We start from the raw sequence: 17477 nt of genomic DNA, 5'->3' as shown, positions 1-17477 counted from the left end.
TTTTTCTTTTTTAAAGGGAATTTTTGTTTGGTGTCAAATGTACCTTGTTAGGAGGGGAACTGAACATGAAGGACTTATCTATTAGAAAAGACATGGCGCCGACGGTCAGTCTATTATATTCCGCAGTGGAAGAAAACAGTCTCCGTCTGGCTTCTATCGTAAGTCACATGACACACAGTGAACTTTATTATAAGGGGCGCTGCCAAACAAAAAACAGCACAGCTCAGCTTTTGTGCCATATTGCAACTGTTGATATCAGATGGGTCTGGCGTATCAAGGAGAACCGAATACCGGATCATATTGAACAGACATACGGCCCGATGACAGATGAAAGTGGACGGCTGCCTGAACCGGAGAATCAGCCCGGATTAGATGAACTCCTGAAAAGACATCGGCATGTGGTAAACGAGCTGAAATCGGTATGTTACACCTTAACTGAAAATGATTTGCATCAGCCGCTTTCTTACGATAGTGACACCGCGACCATACGGTGGGGCATTTGGCATATGGCGGATCATAACCGCTATCATCAAGCCCATATTGAAGCCCTCAAAAAAGAATGGAAGCAGGATATGGTGAAATATGAGCGCTAAAACGAAGCTTGTGACCGATCGAATGCGTTTGCGCTGTATGGAAGATCAGGATCAAGCCTCTTTGTTTGAGCTATTTAACGATCCTGACGTCATGAAATATTATTCCGGCTTAAAAGATAAAAGGCAAACCCGCGAGTGGATCAATTGGAACAAGAGAAATGAAAAAGGGTACGGCGTCAGTCTGTGGATCGCCGAAGATAAGCGGACAGGGGACTTTTTGGGGCAATGCGGCATTGTTCCTCAGCAGATCGAAAATCAAACCGTAATGGAAATCGGCTATATGTTTGCCCGCCGCCACTGGGGGAACGGCTATGCGCAAGAAGCGGCGCGGGCCTGCCTGGACTACGGCTTCACCGAGCGGCAGTTTGGCACAATTGCGGCTTTGATTGACCCTGATAACAAAGCGTCCATACGGGTAGCGGAGAAAATCGGCATGCTTTACGATAGAACGATCAGAAAATGGAATAAACCGATCGCAGTATATGAAAGAAAATCTTACAATTGAAAGATAGAGCTGAGTTTAGTATCATGATGTCAGGTAAAGTTTTCTAGGGTTCCGCATGTCAATGGACATGGACTGGTCCGAGAGAAAACACATACGCGTAAATAGAGGCGTGTATGCACACGGAGGGAAAAAAGCCCGGGAGAGTCAATCTCATGTGAGACGACTGTCCGGGGTTTTTTTGTTTTCGGAGAATCTTACTGGAAAGAAAGGAATGACTTGAAATGAAATGGGGATTAGTCGTGCTTGCCGCCGTTTTCGAGGTTGTTTGGGTGGTAGGCTTAAAGCATGCTGACTCAGCTTTAACATGGAGCGGCACTGCCGTCGGCATCATAGTCAGCTTTTATCTTTTAATGAAAGCGACAAACAGTCTGCCTGTCGGAACCGTGTATGCCGTCTTTACCGGACTTGGCACGGCAGGAACAGTGCTGAGTGAAATCATTCTGTTTCATGAGCCGGTTGGATGGCCGAAGCTTTTGTTAATCGGTGTGCTCTTAATTGGTGTGATCGGATTGAAGCTTGTGACACCGGATGAGACAGAGGAAAAAGGAGGTGAGGCATAATGCTGCATTGGATCAGTTTATTGTGCGCGGGCTGTTTGGAGATGGCCGGCGTGGCCCTTATGAATCAATATGCGAAAGAAAAAAGTGTGAAATGGGTGCTGTTGATCATTGTTGGTTTTGCCGCTTCATTTTCCTTACTGTCGTATGCCATGGAAACCATTCCGATGGGCACGGCTTACGCTGTCTGGACAGGCATTGGCACCGCCGGCGGAGCGCTTGTCGGCATCCTCTTTTACAAGGAGCCGAAAGACGCCAAACGGATCTTTTTTATCGCTTTGATTTTATGTTCAGCGGTTGGTTTAAAAATTCTGTCATAAATTGATTTTTATCAAATCTTCAGTATAATGGATAAATAGTTTAGACTTATAAAGATAAGAGGGATTATTCATGAAATCATATATGACACAGCGGTTGAACGAATACCGTGACGGAAATGAGGATAAAGGGCGTCTTTTGGTCAGCTGTCCTGATCAGCCGGGTATCGTTTCTGCGGTTTCCGCGTTTTTATTTGAACACGGCGCCAATATTATAGAATCCAACCAATATACGACAGACCCTGAAGGCGGCCGGTTCTTTCTGAGAATCGAATTCGACAGCGCGGACATTCGCGAGAAAAAAGAAACACTGCAGGAGGCGTTTGCGTCTGTTGCGGAAAACTTCGACATGACATGGAGCTTAACATTGGCAAGCGAGCTGAAGCGTGTCGCCATTTTTGTTTCAAAGGAACTTCACTGTCTGCATGAGCTGATTTGGGAATGGCAAACCGGCAACCTTATGGCGGAAATTGCTGTTGTCATCAGCAACCATGAGGATGCGAGAGAGCTGGTAGAGCGGCTGAACATTCCATTCCACTATATGAAAGCGAACAAAGACATCAGAGCGGAAGTCGAAAAGAAGCAGCTTGAGCTGCTTGAGCAATACGAGATTGACGTAATTGTTCTCGCTCGCTATATGCAGATCTTAACACCTGACTTTGTTTCGGCTCATCCGAATCGCATCATCAATATCCACCATTCGTTCCTGCCTGCTTTTATCGGTGCGAATCCGTACAAACGGGCTTACGAGCGCGGCGTGAAACTGATCGGAGCGACATCTCACTATGTCACAAACGATCTTGACGAAGGGCCGATCATTGAACAGGATATTGAGCGTGTGGACCACCGGGACAATGCAGAAGCGCTGAAAAACATCGGCAGAACAATTGAACGCAGCGTGCTTGCGCGTGCTGTGAAATGGCATTTGGAAGACCGCGTCATCGTTCATGAAAATAAAACAATCGTCTTTAACTAGACTGCAAAATGCCCGCGCTATGCGGGCATTTTTTGGTGACGAAAACTTGACAAGAGACTTTTTTCTTTGCATAATATAAAAAAATCATTGAGCGTTGAAGAGGATTAGTAAGCAGACCTTTCTGTGACAGAGAGCAAAATGAATCGCTGAAACATTTTGCCGCATGAAACCTGCCGAACCTGCCTTGGAGTCTTAGGGGGAAAACCTAGGCGCATAACCTGGCGTTACAGGAGAGCGGAGCGTGCATAAGCGCGTTCAATCAAGGTGGCACCACGGAAACCCATTTCGTCCTTATGAATCAGGATCGAATGGGTTTTTTTATTGTAAGTTGGCTGGCGAAGAGCCTCGGAGGAGAATAAATGAAAAAACAAAGAATAGTAGTGAAAATAGGAAGCAGTTCGCTCACGAATAGCAACGGAAGCATTGATGAGGCGAAAATCAGAGAGCATGTTCAGGCTATTTCCCTGTTGAAGAAAGCGGGACATGAAATGATTCTGATTACCTCGGGAGCCGTAGCGGCGGGGTTTTCCAGCCTCGGTTATCCTTCCCGCCCTGTTACCATTAAAGGAAAACAAGCGGCGGCCGCGGTCGGACAAACACTGTTAATGCAGCAATATATGAATCAATTCAAACAATACTCACTGACTCCGGGACAGATCCTTTTAACGAGAAATGATTTTTCGAAAAGAGAACGCTATCGAAACGCGTATGCAACGATGATGGAATTACTGGAGCGCGGCGTCATTCCGATTATCAATGAAAACGACTCTACATCTGTTGAAGAATTGACATTCGGGGATAATGACATGCTTTCTGCGTTAGTCAGCGGATTGATTCATGCGGATCAGCTTATGATTCTCACTGATATCAACGGTCTGTATGATGCCAATCCGAATGAAAATCCTGAGGCGAAACGATTTGATGATTTGCCTGAGATCACGCCCGAATTGCTGGGGTATGCCGGTTCAGCCGGATCAAAGGTCGGCACCGGCGGTATGAAATCAAAGCTGTTAGCCGCACAAACCGCGCTGTCTCTTGGCGTGAAAGTGTTCATTGGAACAGGCAGCGGAGAGCAAAAGCTTGCGGACATTTTGGATGGCAGGGGAGATGGCACTTATATCGGAGACAAAGAACTGTCCTCGGTTAACAACACGAGACAGTGGATTCAGTTCCACTCGCCGATAGCAGGAGAAATCGTGATTGATGCGGGTGCCGAGGAGGCGATGATCCATAACGGAAGCAGCCTGTTGCCGGCTGGCGTAGTGGGCGTAAATGGAAGTTTTCCAAAAGGGGCGGTCGTAGAAGTCCGGGGGCCGGGCGGCGTGATCGGAAAAGGCCAAACGCATTACTCCTCCGAGGAGATTGTGGCGGCGAAAGGCAAACGCAGTGATGAACTTGATTTTGAGAAAACGTTTGAGGTGATCCACAGGAATGACTGGGTCAATTTAAAAGACTAGGAGGCGGAAAAATGAGTGAAGTTTCTGTAAAAGCGAAGCTGGCAAACGAAGCAGCAGCGGAACTGATCATGAAAACAACGGCTGAAAAAAATGAGGCGCTCAGCCTCATTGCAAACGGGCTCCGACATGAAAAGGATTTTCTCTTAGCCGAAAATGCGAAAGACATTGAGAACGGAAAGAACAATGGCTTAACATCTGATATCATTGATCGCCTGACCCTGGATGAGAAACGCATTCGTGATATAGCGGACGCAGTAGAGCTTTTAATTGATTTGGCAGATCCGGTCGGTGAATCACTTGAAACAATTGAAAAGGAGAACGGCCTGCTTATCGAAAAAATCCGTGTTCCGCTTGGTGTGGTCGGAATGATTTATGAAGCGAGACCGAACGTTACAGTCGATGCGGCAACCCTCTGCTTAAAAACGGGAAACGCGGTTGTCCTGCGGGGGAGCTCCTCAGCCATTCACAGCAACAAAGCCCTCGTCAGTGTCATTCACAGAGCGCTTGAGCAGTCTCCGCTTCCAATTGACGCCGTACAGCTGATTGAGGATACGAGCAGAGAAACGGCAAAAGAACTCTTTACGTTAAATGATGGCTTAGACGTATTAATCCCGCGCGGAGGCAAAAAGCTGATCGATCTCGTTGTGAGAGAATCAACTGTGCCCGTGTTAGAAACCGGAGCAGGAAACTGCCACATTTTCATTGACGAGACAGCCAAACCGCAAATGGCGGAAAAGGTTGTCGTAAACGCGAAAACACAGCGCCCTTCTGTGTGTAATGCAATTGAATCATTGCTGATTCACAAGGCGTGGGCGGAGAAGCACGGGAAAGAATTGCTTGCCCAACTGGAAAAAGCGGGAGTTGACATTCGCGGTGATGAATTTGTGTGTGAACTTCATCCTTCAAGCAAACAAGCGTCGGAAGAAGATTGGGAGACAGAATTTTTAGCGCCTGTCCTCAGCATAAAGACGGTTGACAATGTCCAAGAAGCTGTGAAGCATATCCAACAATACGGCACCAATCATTCAGAAGCGATTTTAACTGAAGATGATAAGAATGCGGTTTATTTTCAAACGGCTGTCGACGCTGCTGCGGTCTATCATAATGCGTCAACCCGTTTTACCGACGGCTTTGAATTTGGCTACGGAGCTGAAATCGGCATCAGTACGCAAAAGCTACATGCAAGAGGGCCGATGGGGCTTCCTGCACTGACTTCTACTAAATACGTCATCAAAGGAACAGGGCAAATCCGCGAATAGCGGGAGCAAAGTTCAATGAAAAAGCTTATCTCAACCGGGATAAGCTTTTTTTGTGCGCGGAAAAATTGACATCGTAAATTAGATTGTGTAAAATTTAATTGTATAAAATATATATTGGGGGAATGGAAAATGAGCCAGCCATTATTTACAGCTACTGTTTCAGCGGTAGGAGGAAGAGAAGGAAAGGTAATTTCATCAGACCGCGTTCTTGAGCTTGATGTCGCAATGCCGGGGACACCGAGAGCAAATAAATTAGAAAAAGCGACAAATCCGGAGCAGCTGTTTGCAGCAGGTTACGCAGCTTGCTTTGACAGCGCGCTGCAGCTGGTAGCAAGAACAGAACGAGTGAAAGTGGAAACAGAGGTTACAGCGCATGTCAGCCTGTTAAAGGATGAAGCGGATCAAGGCTACAAGCTGGGTGTGACGCTTCAGGTGAAAGGGAAAGGAATCAGTGCATCAGAATTACAGGCACTTGTGCAAAAAGCACACGGCGTCTGCCCGTATTCAAAAGCAACTTCCGGAAATATCGATGTTACGCTTGAAGTAGCTGAATAAACGAAAAAGAGGATGCCTCATAAAAGGCATCCTCAATTTTTTTGATGAAGTGTTTCCAGCAATGTATATAGAGCGGATTTTAACAGTTTCAGTTCCTCCCCGGACTGCTTTGAGAGCCCCAGGATCGTTCCGGGAATGTCAGCCGCTTTTTCTTTTAATAACGCTCCGTCCTCTGTCAGGCTGATCAGCACGGACCGTTCATCCTCTTCAGACCTTTTTCTTGTAATCAAATCCTGCTGTTCCATTCGCTTTAGCATCGGAGTGAGCGTCCCCGAATCTAAATACAGCAGCTCACCCATTTTTTTGACAGTAAGCGTTTCGTGTTCCCATAACAATAGCAAGGCCAAATATTGAGGGTACGTCACATTCAGCTTGTCAAGCAGCGGCTTGTATTGCTTTGTCATTTCCCGCGAACTTGCATATAGCAAAAAACAAAGCTGATTCTCCAATTTCATATGGTCAAATTCATTTTCCATCTTGTTCACCAACTCTTTCCGTCATTCCATTCTATTGTATCTGAAAAACACTACTTTTCCTATTCTCGGCAAACATAGCATGTTTAAAAAGTTCAGAATGGGAAATATAACAACTAGATCGAAATAAGGAGGATGAGAATGATGGCACTATTTACAGCAAAAGCAACCGCTCGCGGCGGACGGGCAGGACATATTACATCAGATGACGGTGTTCTTGATTTTGATATTGTAATGCCTAATGCAAAAAAAGAAGGACAAACCGGCACAAATCCGGAACAACTCTTTGCGGCAGGATATGCTGCGTGCTTCGGCGGCGCGCTCGAACACGTGGCCAAAGAGCAAAATGTTACCATTGATTCCGAAATTGAAGGCCAGGTCAGCCTTATGAAGGATGAGAGCGACGACGGGTTTAAAATCGGCGTCACACTTGTGGTGAACACGAAAAATTTGGATCGGGACAAGGCACAGGAGCTTGTTAATGCTGCTCATGAATTCTGTCCTTATTCAAAGGCTACGAGAGGAAATATTGAGGTAACGTTAGAATTAAAATAATGACCGGCATCCTGAGGATTCTCAGGATGTTTTTTTATGCGGAAGCATGCGAGGCGGGCATGAACTTTTCGAAGTGTGAATACATGTAGTATAGGTGAATTCAGACTAGAGAAAAGGTGAGTACATGAAAAGACCAAAGCTGTCCGTCTGTATGATTGTGAAAAATGAAGAACGCCATATCGCACGCTGTTTAGAGAGTGTGCAGCATATAGCTGATGAAATCATTGTGGTTGATACGGGATCAAGCGATCGGACGGAAGATATTTGCAAAAGTTTTCATGCCCAAGTGTATCATCATATATGGGAACAGAACTTTTCACAAGCGAGAAATATTAGTTTACAGCATGCCAAGGGAGAGTGGATATTGATCTTGGATGCCGATGAAGAACTAGACCCGGAAACGGGCAGCCTATTGCCTTCGCTGCTGACTGACAGCCTGCCGTCTCTCGGTTGCGTGAAGGTCGTGAATTATACAGGAAAGCAATGGGTTGAAAATGAAGCGTTTGAACAAAGGCAGATCAGGCTGTTCCGGAATCAGCGAAACATAACATTTACGGGAAGTATCGGCGAGAGACCTGAGGGAGAAGAAGCAAGCAGCACTTTCTCGCTGCCATGTATCATTCACCATTACGGCTATTTAGAGCAGGAGGCACAGCAAAAGCATCAACGCAACATCAGTTTATTAAATGCAGCATTGCTGACATCCTCTGCTGAGCCGTCTCTCATTTGTCAGAAAGCAGCTGAGTATGACAGAGGAAACGAACCTGATAAAGCCTTCCGGCTGGCAATGGATTGTATCAATGAATGTAAAAGAAAAAAGCAAATTCCGCCGCCAGCTAGCTATTATGTAAAGTATAAATTATTAATTGAAGCAGAACGGTACGAAGAAGCGGAACAGGATATCCATGAAGCGCTGACGCATTATCCGGATTACTGCACCCTTCACTATTATAAAGGAATCATTATGTATCAGCTGAAAAAAGTCAGAGAAGCGATCACAGCGTTTGAGGCTTGCCTGCAAACCGATAGTGAACATCATCTGTACGTACAGGTTGAAGGGAGCAGCCGATTTTAGATCAAGCTGCTGGCTCGGTGTCTGCCATGCTGAATTGCGTCAGCATATGACTGCTGTTTTGTATTTGCAAAAAGCGCTGAAAGCAAACCCGAAGTGCGCGCGTGCACAGGAGCTTCTCAGCGAATTAACAAAGGATCAGGCCGCACATGCCCTGATCCTTTAATATTCTTTTTTATTGTCAAAAGCAAGCCATGCCTGAAACGGGGATAAATGCTCCGTCAGAGTCACTTGATAAAAGGGGATTGTTCTTTCTTCAGCAGGTTTAAGAATTTCTTTATAAATGAATGAATCATCAAATCCAGCTTCGGCGGCGTCTGTATGCTCCGCTGCATAGAAAACAGCTTTCGGCCGGGCCCAGTAGATGGCGCCTAGGCACATGGGGCATGGCTCGCAGCTCGTATACAAAATGCAGTCATTAAGCTGGTATGTTCCAAGCGCCTTGCAGGCGTTTCGAATAGCCGTCACTTCCGCGTGGGCAGTCGGATCATTGCTTGTTGTGACGCTGTTCTGCCCCTTGGCAATAATGGCTCCGTCTTTCACAATAACAGCACCGAAAGGCCCGCCAACTCCTGCGTTCACTCCTTCGCGAGCAAGGTCGACAGCCCGTTTTAAGAACTTTTCATGATTCATCCTAAACCCTCCTGTCAATTGAGTGTTATCAGTATAGCCGAAAAGAAGTGCAAAGAACATTCTCAAAATAGTGCAAAATAAACAAAATATTTGGGGGATTTGCTAAGATAAGAGGAGAAAAGTGGAGGGGTGATCATGCTGCATTTATATATTGCCAGGCACGGACAGACTCAATGGAATGTGGAAAAACGGATGCAGGGCTGGCTGGATTCAGATTTAACAGAACTTGGACTGTACAACGCCCGCGCTCTTGGGGAGCGTTTGCGGGATATTGAATTCAATCAGGTTTACATCAGCCCGAGCAAGCGGACAGAAGAGACGGCAAAAACTATACTGGGATCGCGCCGGCCCCCGCTGGTTAAAGATCATATGTTCAGAGAAATGTCACTAGGCTCATGGGAAGGAAAAAAACAAGAGGATATTGAAAGAAACGAACCTGATCTTTTTCATGCTTATTTACATTATCCCGAAGCTTATCGCCAGCCGGGATGTGAAACATTTTTTGATCTTGAAAGCCGGGTAAGGCTGGCTCTCCAAACGATTTTGGACAGTCATTCTTCCGGTAATGTTCTTTTGGTTACCCATTCTGTCTTTATATTAATGCTGTTAAATATCATAAAGGGAAGACGCGTTAATGACATATGGAATTCTGCTTACATACATGATACATCATTGAGCCTTGTGGAATTCGATGAAAATGGAACAGCCAAAATAGTAGTAGAAGGGGACGGGAAGCATCGGAAACCGATTCCCGCTTTCTAATAGAAAAACCATCTGCCAAAGGCAGATGGTTTCTATCTTACTTATACAAGCTGTGTTTGTTTAGCTCTTGCCTGCTTCGCTGCCTCAACCATGTTTTTCAATGCTGCGACCGTTTCTTCCTGTTGTCTTGTTTTCAATCCACAGTCTGGATTTACCCAGAAGCGGTCAGTCGGACAGACGGCAAGCGCATCCACGATAATGTCGTACATTTCTTCAATTGACGGCACCCGAGGGCTGTGAATGTCATATACACCAAGGCCGAGCCCTTTCAAATACGGATGGTCTTTTAAGTAATCTAAAAATCCTCCGTGGCTTCTGCTGTGTTCGATTGTAATCACATCGGCATCAAGATCATTGATCGTATCGACGATGTCTTCGAAGTTGCTGTAGCACATATGTGTATGAATTTGCGTCTCATTTTTCACGGAAGAAGTGGTTAATCTGAATGCTTCAGCCGCCCAAGTCAAATACTCATCCCAATCGCGGGTTTTCAATGGAAGGCCTTCTCGCAGCGCTGGCTCATCGACTTGAATGATTTGAATGCCTGCGTCCTCAAGCGCTTTTACTTCTTTGCGAAGGGCGAGCCCGATTTGGAAAGCGATATCTTTTCTCGAAATGTCGTTTCGAGGGAAAGACCAGTTTAAGATTGTAACTGGGCCGGTCAGCATTCCTTTCACATGCTTGGATGTCAATGACTGTGCATATAACGTGTCTTTCACTGTCATCGGTTCAATAAATTCAACATCTCCGTAAATGACTGGCGGGCGGACACAGCGTGAGCCGTATGATTGAACCCATGCGTATTTTGTGAAGGCAAAGCCGGCCAGCTTCTCACCGAAGTATTCGACCATGTCTGTCCGTTCAAATTCACCGTGAACAAGGACATCAAGTTCCAATTCTTCCTGAATATCAATCCATCGTTTTGTTTCTGTATTGATAAAGTTTTGATACTGTTCATCAGACCACTCATTTTTCCGCCATTTTTGGCGTGCGCTCCGCACTTCAGCAGACTGCGGGAAGCTTCCGATCGTAGTCGTCGGCAAAAGCGGAAGGCCGAGAGATTCATTTTGCAGGGCTAAACGTTCTTCAAACGGAATCGGGCGTTTGAAGTCTTTATCGGTTAATTGCTCAAGCTCTTTCTTCTGTTCGGAATTCGCGCCTGTTGCAAACTGTTTGAGCGCCTGAATATCCGTTTTAGCCTGCTGAATGTGTTCGCTGATCGCCGCTTTTCCTGATACTAAGCCTTCTTTCAAAGCTGTCAGCTCGGCTAGTTTTTCTTTTGCGTACGATAATCCGTTCAGCAGATCCTTTTCCAAATGCTCGTCAGGGTGCTTCGCTACCGGAACGTGCAGCAGGCTGCTGGAAGGCTGAATCCACAGTTCATTCACTTTTGCAATGCTGAGAATATCAAGAACGGCATCGAGACGTTCTTCGAGATCCGCTTTCCAAATGTTGCGTCCGTCGATCACGCCGGCTGCCAGCACTTTGTCTGCTGGAAAGCCGTGTGTTTTCAGCTGTTCCAGGTTTCTGCCCTTATCGTGAACGAAATCAAGGCCAATTCCCTGTACTGGGTAAGAGATCAGCTCTTCGTAAGCATCAACAGAATCAAAATACGTTTGCAACAGCACGTTCAAGGATGAAAGTTCACTTGTGATGTTTTCAAATAATTCTTTTGCGCCGCGGACATCTTCGCTAGAGGCTGTAACAAGCGCCGGCTCATCGATTTGAACCCATTTTACGCCTTCTTCTTCAAGTTCTTTCAAAAGCTGTACATATAACGGCACAAGACGTTTTTGGATCGCTTTTGCTTCAGACGGTTCATAGCCTTTAGCAAGCGTAACGAACGTATAAGGGCCGACAATCACAGGTTTTGTTTCAACTCCGTATTCCTGTTTGATCCGGCGGTAATCTGTGAGCTGTTTGTTTCTTGTCAGGCGGAATTCAATGCTTTCGTCATATTCAGGAACGATGTAATGGTAATTTGTATTAAACCATTTTGTCATTTCACTAGATACGGCGTCTTTTATTCCGCGGGCGATAGCGAAGTATGTATCGGTAGCGTCAGTCAAATGTCTGAATCGTTTCGGAATCCAGTTGAAGCTGATTGCTGTGTCGAGTACATGGTCATACTGTGTGAAATCAGAAACAGGCACAACATCAATCTGCTGGTCGATTTGTGTTTTTACTGCGGATAAAAAGAGGTCGTCGATTTGCTTTAAAAACGTATCTTTATCAGTGCTGCCTTTCCAATACGCTTCAAGCGCTTTTTTCCATTCTCTGTTCAGTCCGATTCTTGGAAATCCTAAATTCGATGTTTTGATGGTTGTCATTGTTTCTCCTCCTTTATATGTAAAACACTCTCGTTAACCCGCGGATACAGGCTGCTAAGAGGTTTTCTCACAACAAAAAGCCTCTTTCCCATGAGAGAAAGAGGCTTTTCTGCGTAAAACACTGCCTCTCTCATCTCTCAGACACAATCTGATGGAATTAGCACCGTGCCTTATGAGACAGCAGTCTCGGCGCGAAAAGCAGTGCGCCCCATTTTACAATGGAATTACGGTCGGTTGCTGTTGGGGTCAAAAGGCCAATCCCTCGCCCAACTCTCGATAAGAGAAAATGTTATTAATTTTTTGAAAAGTTGAATCATTTGTTGGTAATCTTAACAGTAATTCAAATTTGTTGTCAACATAGAATTTGAAATTTTATTTACTATATGTGGTTTATGTTATATAAGAAAAATAATTTTATAGGGTCATCAAATGTGATTGCGCTGCTCTTTCTGCCAGCTCATCAGGAGCGGTTAAATACAGGAATCCATTACCTGCCAGCGTTTTTGCAATATCGAGAGGGAGTGTTCTGCGGACCAGCTGTGCATAAACTTCAGTTTCAGAAAGCTTTCGTTGAAATGATTCTTCTTCATAGCTTTTGATTAAAGCAAGCGCTCCGCTGACATGAGGGGCAGCCATTGAAGTGCCGGTAAGCTTACCGTACTTCTTGTTAGGAAGGGTGGACACTATATTTTCTCCCGGTGCCACAAGATCAATCTCTTTATTGGCGTTAGAAAATTCTGATAATTCACGCGCTACGGAAACAGATCCAACCGCGATCACTTCATTATAAGCCGCAGGGTAGGAAAGCTCTTCTGTTCGTTCGTTTCCGTCACCTTCATTTCCCGCTGCGCAAACGACAAGCACTCCGTTTTTGACGGCGTTTTTCACCGCTTCTTCAAGCTCCGGCACATCGTTCGGTCCGCCAAGGGACATCGAGATGATATCGGCTTTCTGTTCCACAGCGTAGTTAATGCCGTTAATAATCCATTCATATTGGCCGCTGCCGTTTGCACCGCCAAGAACTTTCACAATCAATAGGCTTGCCTCAGGCGCGACCCCGGCAATGCCGCCGTTTGAATCGTTAGCTGCAATCGTTCCGGCGACGTGTGTGCCGTGTCCGTTGTAGTCGGAAATCACATCTTCCTTGCCGCCGTCATCATCCGTGAAGTTCTTTCCGCCGATGACTTGGTTTTTTAAATCAGGATGGCTTATGTCGCAGCCCGTGTCCAATACAGCAATTTTCACATTTTTTCCTTTTACCCCTTTTGCCCATATTTCTGGCGCCTTAATCACTTTAATGCCTTCAGGAAGCTCGTTTACATCCATGATCTGCTCATTCGTCACATACGGGATCAAGCGGATTTCACCATTCATAAAAAAGCCCTCCTTTTTTATGCTTGCAAGTGGATACAAGGATGTTGCTTCACATTATATGAAAAAAGCAACCGCTCGGACAGAGCCATTTGAAGCATTTTGAAAAAATAGGATACAACCCAAAGAATTAGTTATTTTCAAAATATTGGATGTCTTCAGCTTGTATGACTGGGATTCAGCTGTCAGTCAAGTTATAATAGTGTTTGGGGAAAGGAGTAGTGTGATGAAACTGAATGAAAAATTATATGCATTTTTTTCAGAGTATGTGGAACAAATGGCTGATGAATGGATTGAAACGATGGAAGAAAGCGATCCGAATTCGATTTATGCCTTACATAATGCATCTGTAACGGAAGAATTGAAAGAACAGGACAGAGAATTTTACCGGCATCTGAATGACATGTATGTTTTACCGGAAAAACAATTTCTCGAAGAATTTCAAGTGTGGGTTATTGAGCTGACGAACGATCAAAAGCATCTCGACACTCCGGTTCAGTATGTGATTCGGGAGTTTATGAGAAACCGGAGATTATATACGAAGTATTTTGAGAAGTTCGCAGAAGAAAATGAGTCGGCGTTTGAACCGGGAGAGAAACAAAAATGGGCCGATTTGATTGTAAAAGTCTTTGACTTTACCATTTATACATTTGTCGATCACGCTGAAGCGAATGCCAAACAGCAATTAAACGCTCAGAGAGAAATGATATTGGAATTAAGCTCGCCTGTCATCACCTTGAGCAAATCAACAGCTCTGCTGCCGCTTGTCGGTGACATTGATACCGAACGGGCAAAGTTCATTCTGGAAAACACGCTTCATGCTTGTGCAAAAAGACGCGTGGAGCATCTGTTGATCGATTTATCAGGTGTGGTGGTGGTTGATACGATGGTGGCGCACCAAATCTTTAAATTGATTGAGGCGCTCACTTTAATCGGTGTCAGGTCAACCCTGTCAGGAATCAGGCCTGAAATCGCGCAAACCGCTGTACAGCTGGGGATTGATTTTTCGAATATTACAATTAAAACCAATCTTGCCCAGGCATTAAACTATCATCAATAAGAAAAAAATCCGCTATCAACCGATAGCGGATTTTTATGAGGCAAAACATAAGGATACGAGTAAAGATCCTGCGAATAACAAGAGAACGAGGCAAAAGAACAGCCAATCGCGGCGGTTTACGGTCAGGGTCCGGTAATATGTCCGGTTCCTGCTTCCTGTAAAACCTTTCGATTCCATCGCAAGCGCTGTCCGTTCCGCTTTTCTGATGGCGCTTGCCAACAGCGGGATGGTATACCGCTTTAGCACGCTGATTTTCTCAATGAAGCCGCTCTCCGCCGCTCCTCCTCTGATTTTATGAGCCTGTTGAATCAGCTGGATTTCATCCTTTAACAGCGGAAGAAAACGAAAGCCTGCAATGATCCCATATGCGAGCTTTGGTGAGAGCTTGCATTGCTGGACAAGGCTCAGCATAAATAAAATCGGATCGGTCGTAAAAACAAACATCATCGATAAGGCGGAAAAGCACAAAATACGAAACCCGAGAGAAATGCCGACAGAGACATTATCGCTGTTGATTGAGATAGGGCCGGCTTGAAACAAGAAATTATCCGGAGTTGTCGGGACCTTTCCAAAAACAGCGGCTGTCCATACGCATCCGAAAGCCAAAATCAAAAACGGAATCGTAAACAAAAACCATTTTTTCAAGGGGATTCTGGCCGCCAATAGGACACCGGCAACGATGATGATATAAAAACACGCAGGGGTGTAAGGATTGTAAATAAACGACAGCATGACGACACAGCAAAAAACTGCCGCCGCTTTCACTGCCGGATTAATGAGATGTAACGGCTGCTTCATCACGCACCTCCTCTTGGCGGGCCATCCATTCATATAGAAGGGGGAGGGTGAGCTTTGCTTTTTGGACAAGCCCTTTTTCCTGAGAAAATAACTGCGCTGGAGATCCGTCAAAAGCTAGATTCGTATCGTGGAGAACAAGCACGCTGTCGGCATACGAAGATACAAGCTCCATATCGTGCGTAATCATAAGGACAGCGGTTCCTTCTTCCTTGATACGCTGAATCATATCCATGCATTCAGCCGCCGTGCGGGCGTCCTGGCCAAAGGTTGGTTCGTCTAATAATAAAACCTTTACGTCATGCATGAGCATGGTAGCGACGCTCAGGCGCCGTTTTTGCCCTTGGCTGATCGCAAACGGATGATGATCAGCCAAATGCGCAAGACTGAAACGATCCAGCAGATGCTGCGCTTTTTCCTTAGTTTCAGCATTTGCTTTTTGGCCGAACATCAGCTCGTCATACACCGTATCGGTGACGAACTGATGCTCTGGGTTTTGAAAAACAAATCCCAAACGTTTTCGCAGTTCTTTTTCTTTATATGACTGCAGCGGCTGATCATATAGAAGAATCTTGCCGCTTTGCGGCTTCATAAGACGTGCTAGAACAGATAAAAGCGTCGATTTTCCAGTGCCGTTCGGGCCGACAAGCGCCGTCAAAGAGCTTTCGTGCAATGAAAAGCTCAGGTCTTTGAAAATCGTCTGCTGTCCTCTGGCGAATGAAAGGCCGCTGACTTCCAGCACACTCTTTCCAGAAGGAGCTTCTTTCTTATCTGCATACTCGGCAGGAAAAGGCTCTTTGAACAGCGTTTCCTTTGATAAAGTAAACGGCATATTCCGCTTTTTCTGCAGATCAGACACTTTTGGAATCGCGATGCCCATTTGCTTTAGGGTTGCCGCTTCGTGCTGAAATAGATCTTGTGTTCGGCCATCCAGCGCTTTTTTTCCTGCTTTGTCCAGCACGATCGTTCTTTCAACCCAAGGCGTCCAGTCATCAAGCTGATGCTCAATGACAAGGAGGCTGAAGCCTTTATCGCGCTGAAGATCTTTCATCATGTGAACGAACTCCCTCGCTGAATAAGGATCTAGAAGAGAAGTCGGCTCGTCTAACATAATGAGCTCGGGCTCCATCGCTAAAATACAGGCGAGCGCAACTTTCTGCTTTTGTCCTCCTGACAAAGTGGATATTGTTTTTTCTTTTAAATGAGCAATACGTAATTTTTCTAAAACGGCATCGATCTTCTCCGTCATCTCTTCTTTCGGAATCTGCAGATTTTCCAGCCCGAAAGCGATTTCGTCCTCCACCGTCAGCATGCAAAACTGCTGATCGGGGTCCTGAAAGACGACCCCGGCATACTGGGCTACTGTTTCGGAGGCTCCAGGGTCTGTGACCGGCGTTTCAAGTAAAAATACTTGCCCCGACTGTGTACCGTCGCAAGCCTCCGGGTAGAGACCGTTTAAACAAAGGGCGAGCGAGCTTTTTCCGCACCCGCTCGGTCCTAGCAATAAAGCGCATTCTCCTTTTTGAAGCTCAAACGAAATGCTTTGAAAAACCGGTTTCTCGTCTTCTTCATAAGAGAAGCTGAGCCTGTCAACCGTGAGGAGCTTATCAAAGGCTTGCATGTTCTGATACCCGTTTCCGTTTCTTTTTCAGTTCCTTTCCGAGTGCCATTCCGTTTAACACGCCCGTATAAGCGAGAGAGTCGCTGACAGCTTTCCCGAGAAGTCCCGCAAGAAGTGCGCCGGAAGCAAGACGGATCATAAGCAAAATGAGAAGATAACCTGGTGAATAGGCAATATAGCCAGAAACAAATAGATTATAGATAAAGCTGGCTACTGAAGATCCCATTCCTGCCAGCATAAGTACAGGCAGAGAGTATGCTTTCCAGCGCGTCGCGAGAAATACAGCTTCAGCCCCGAGACCTTGAACGATGCCGATGACGATGACCATCGGGCCAGATGGATTTCCCAACAGGCATTCAACGAGAGCGGCTATGACTTCAGAAACAAGCGCCGCTCCGGGTTTTCGAATAATGTACGCGGCGATGATGGAAACGATAAACCAAATACCGTAAATCGGTTCATAAGCGATTGGACCGAACATACCTGCAAGTACGTTTCCAAAATGCGTAAATAATAAATAAACCACGGCAAAAACGATACTGATAACGGACATAATCACAATTTCTTTTACTTTCCAGCTTTTCAT

At 45.6% G+C, this 17477-nt stretch carries 18 protein-coding genes, 1 pseudogene and 2 riboswitches; of the genes and pseudogenes, 12 read left to right on the top strand and 7 right to left on the bottom strand.

The features are described from left to right. Nucleotides 1-65 precede the first annotated feature (65 nt). From ACMX2I_RS14760 to ACMX2I_RS14725, 8 genes are all read left to right on the top strand, one after another. Entirely contained in the window at nucleotides 66-593 is a 528-nt protein-coding gene (locus ACMX2I_RS14760; protein WP_414957318.1) for a DinB family protein, read from the top strand. Next, nucleotides 583-1098 carry a GNAT family N-acetyltransferase gene (locus ACMX2I_RS14755; RefSeq protein ID WP_148963812.1) on the top strand — a complete coding sequence of 172 codons (516 nt, stop codon included), beginning with the start codon at nucleotides 583-585 and terminating at the stop codon, nucleotides 1096-1098. Before ACMX2I_RS14760 ends, ACMX2I_RS14755 begins: the two co-directional genes overlap by 11 nt. Before the next feature lie 32 nt (nucleotides 1099-1130). Next, a riboswitch (guanidine-I (ykkC/yxkD leader) is annotated at nucleotides 1131-1242 on the top strand. A gap of 77 nt (nucleotides 1243-1319) precedes the next feature. Beyond that, nucleotides 1320-1658, top strand: coding sequence for a multidrug efflux SMR transporter subunit YkkC (gene ykkC / locus ACMX2I_RS14750; protein WP_087990933.1), 339 nt, complete (start codon nucleotides 1320-1322; stop codon nucleotides 1656-1658). Then, nucleotides 1658-1975, top strand: a complete 318-nt coding sequence (gene ykkD / locus ACMX2I_RS14745) for a multidrug efflux SMR transporter subunit YkkD (RefSeq protein WP_003218500.1) — start codon at nucleotides 1658-1660, stop codon at nucleotides 1973-1975. Before ykkC ends, ykkD begins: the two co-directional genes overlap by 1 nt. Before the next feature lie 70 nt (nucleotides 1976-2045). Beyond that, complete coding sequence (gene purU / locus ACMX2I_RS14740) at nucleotides 2046-2948, top strand: formyltetrahydrofolate deformylase (RefSeq protein ID WP_414957317.1); 903 nt, start codon at nucleotides 2046-2048, stop codon at nucleotides 2946-2948. A 359-nt stretch (nucleotides 2949-3307) separates the two neighbouring features. Further along, a complete protein-coding gene (proB, locus tag ACMX2I_RS14735) occupies nucleotides 3308-4405 on the top strand; it encodes a glutamate 5-kinase (RefSeq protein WP_289346996.1) in 1098 nt (365 codons plus the stop codon). An 11-nt stretch (nucleotides 4406-4416) separates the two neighbouring features. Next, entirely contained in the window at nucleotides 4417-5664 is a 1248-nt protein-coding gene (gene proA / locus ACMX2I_RS14730; RefSeq protein ID WP_414957316.1) for a glutamate-5-semialdehyde dehydrogenase, read from the top strand. 129 nt (nucleotides 5665-5793) lie between these two features. Continuing rightward, nucleotides 5794-6219, top strand: coding sequence for an organic hydroperoxide resistance protein (locus ACMX2I_RS14725; protein ID WP_087990938.1), 426 nt, complete (start codon nucleotides 5794-5796; stop codon nucleotides 6217-6219). A 32-nt stretch (nucleotides 6220-6251) separates the two neighbouring features. On the opposite strand, the gene ohrR is transcribed toward ACMX2I_RS14725, so the two are convergent. Then, nucleotides 6252-6695, bottom strand: coding sequence for an organic hydroperoxide resistance transcriptional regulator OhrR (gene ohrR / locus ACMX2I_RS14720; protein ID WP_087990939.1), 444 nt, complete (start codon nucleotides 6693-6695; stop codon nucleotides 6252-6254). Between the two features lie 141 nt (nucleotides 6696-6836). Here ohrR and ACMX2I_RS14715 point away from each other — a divergent pair, with 141 nt between their 5' ends. After that, nucleotides 6837-7247 carry an organic hydroperoxide resistance protein gene (locus ACMX2I_RS14715; RefSeq protein ID WP_414957315.1) on the top strand — a complete coding sequence of 137 codons (411 nt, stop codon included), beginning with the start codon at nucleotides 6837-6839 and terminating at the stop codon, nucleotides 7245-7247. A 124-nt stretch (nucleotides 7248-7371) separates the two neighbouring features. Next, nucleotides 7372-8485 (top strand): annotated as a pseudogene (locus ACMX2I_RS14710) (glycosyltransferase). Here the strand turns inward: ACMX2I_RS14710 and ACMX2I_RS14705 are convergent. Continuing rightward, a complete protein-coding gene (locus ACMX2I_RS14705; RefSeq protein WP_087990941.1) occupies nucleotides 8482-8952 on the bottom strand; it encodes a nucleoside deaminase in 471 nt (156 codons plus the stop codon). The pseudogene ACMX2I_RS14710 and the gene ACMX2I_RS14705 sit on opposite strands and share 4 nt — an antisense overlap. Nucleotides 8953-9087: 135 nt before the next feature. Between ACMX2I_RS14705 and ACMX2I_RS14700 the strand changes: the two genes are divergently transcribed. Then, nucleotides 9088-9714 (top strand): histidine phosphatase family protein, encoded by a 627-nt coding sequence (locus ACMX2I_RS14700; protein WP_414957314.1) that lies wholly within the window; start codon nucleotides 9088-9090, stop codon nucleotides 9712-9714. 41 nt (nucleotides 9715-9755) lie between these two features. On the opposite strand, the gene metE is transcribed toward ACMX2I_RS14700, so the two are convergent. Further along, nucleotides 9756-12044, bottom strand: a complete 2289-nt coding sequence (gene metE, locus ACMX2I_RS14695; RefSeq protein WP_414957313.1) for a 5-methyltetrahydropteroyltriglutamate--homocysteine S-methyltransferase — start codon at nucleotides 12042-12044, stop codon at nucleotides 9756-9758. 127 nt (nucleotides 12045-12171) lie between these two features. Further along, nucleotides 12172-12327, bottom strand: a riboswitch (SAM riboswitch). Nucleotides 12328-12458: 131 nt separating this feature from the next. Continuing rightward, on the bottom strand, nucleotides 12459-13418 hold the full coding sequence (gene isp, locus ACMX2I_RS14690; RefSeq protein ID WP_414957312.1) for a serine protease Isp: 960 nt from the start codon (nucleotides 13416-13418) through the stop codon (nucleotides 12459-12461). A gap of 223 nt (nucleotides 13419-13641) precedes the next feature. Here isp and rsbRB point away from each other — a divergent pair, with 223 nt between their 5' ends. Further along, complete coding sequence (gene rsbRB / locus ACMX2I_RS14685) at nucleotides 13642-14475, top strand: RsbT co-antagonist RsbRB (RefSeq protein WP_087990945.1); 834 nt, start codon at nucleotides 13642-13644, stop codon at nucleotides 14473-14475. Nucleotides 14476-14508: 33 nt separating this feature from the next. On the opposite strand, the gene thiX is transcribed toward rsbRB, so the two are convergent. From thiX to ACMX2I_RS14670, 3 genes are read right to left on the bottom strand one after another with little or no spacing between them, the layout of a single operon-like run. Next, the gene (gene thiX / locus ACMX2I_RS14680; protein ID WP_414957311.1) at nucleotides 14509-15273 is read right to left on the bottom strand and encodes an HMP/thiamine ABC transporter permease ThiX; all 765 of its coding nucleotides are present in this window, start codon (nucleotides 15271-15273) and stop codon (nucleotides 14509-14511) included. After that, entirely contained in the window at nucleotides 15248-16891 is a 1644-nt protein-coding gene (locus ACMX2I_RS14675) for an ABC transporter ATP-binding protein (protein WP_414957310.1), read from the bottom strand. The genes thiX and ACMX2I_RS14675 overlap by 26 nt, the downstream gene beginning before the upstream one ends. Beyond that, nucleotides 16878-17477, bottom strand: coding sequence for an ECF transporter S component (locus ACMX2I_RS14670; protein ID WP_087990948.1), 600 nt, complete (start codon nucleotides 17475-17477; stop codon nucleotides 16878-16880). The genes ACMX2I_RS14675 and ACMX2I_RS14670 overlap by 14 nt, the downstream gene beginning before the upstream one ends.

The organism is Bacillus sp. SW14, assembly GCF_047608225.1.
Taxonomy (GTDB): Bacteria; Bacillota; Bacilli; order Bacillales; family Bacillaceae; genus Bacillus; species Bacillus subtilis_G.
Note: the sequence above shows the minus strand (reverse complement) of the source record. Positions and strands in the feature narration are given on the sequence as shown.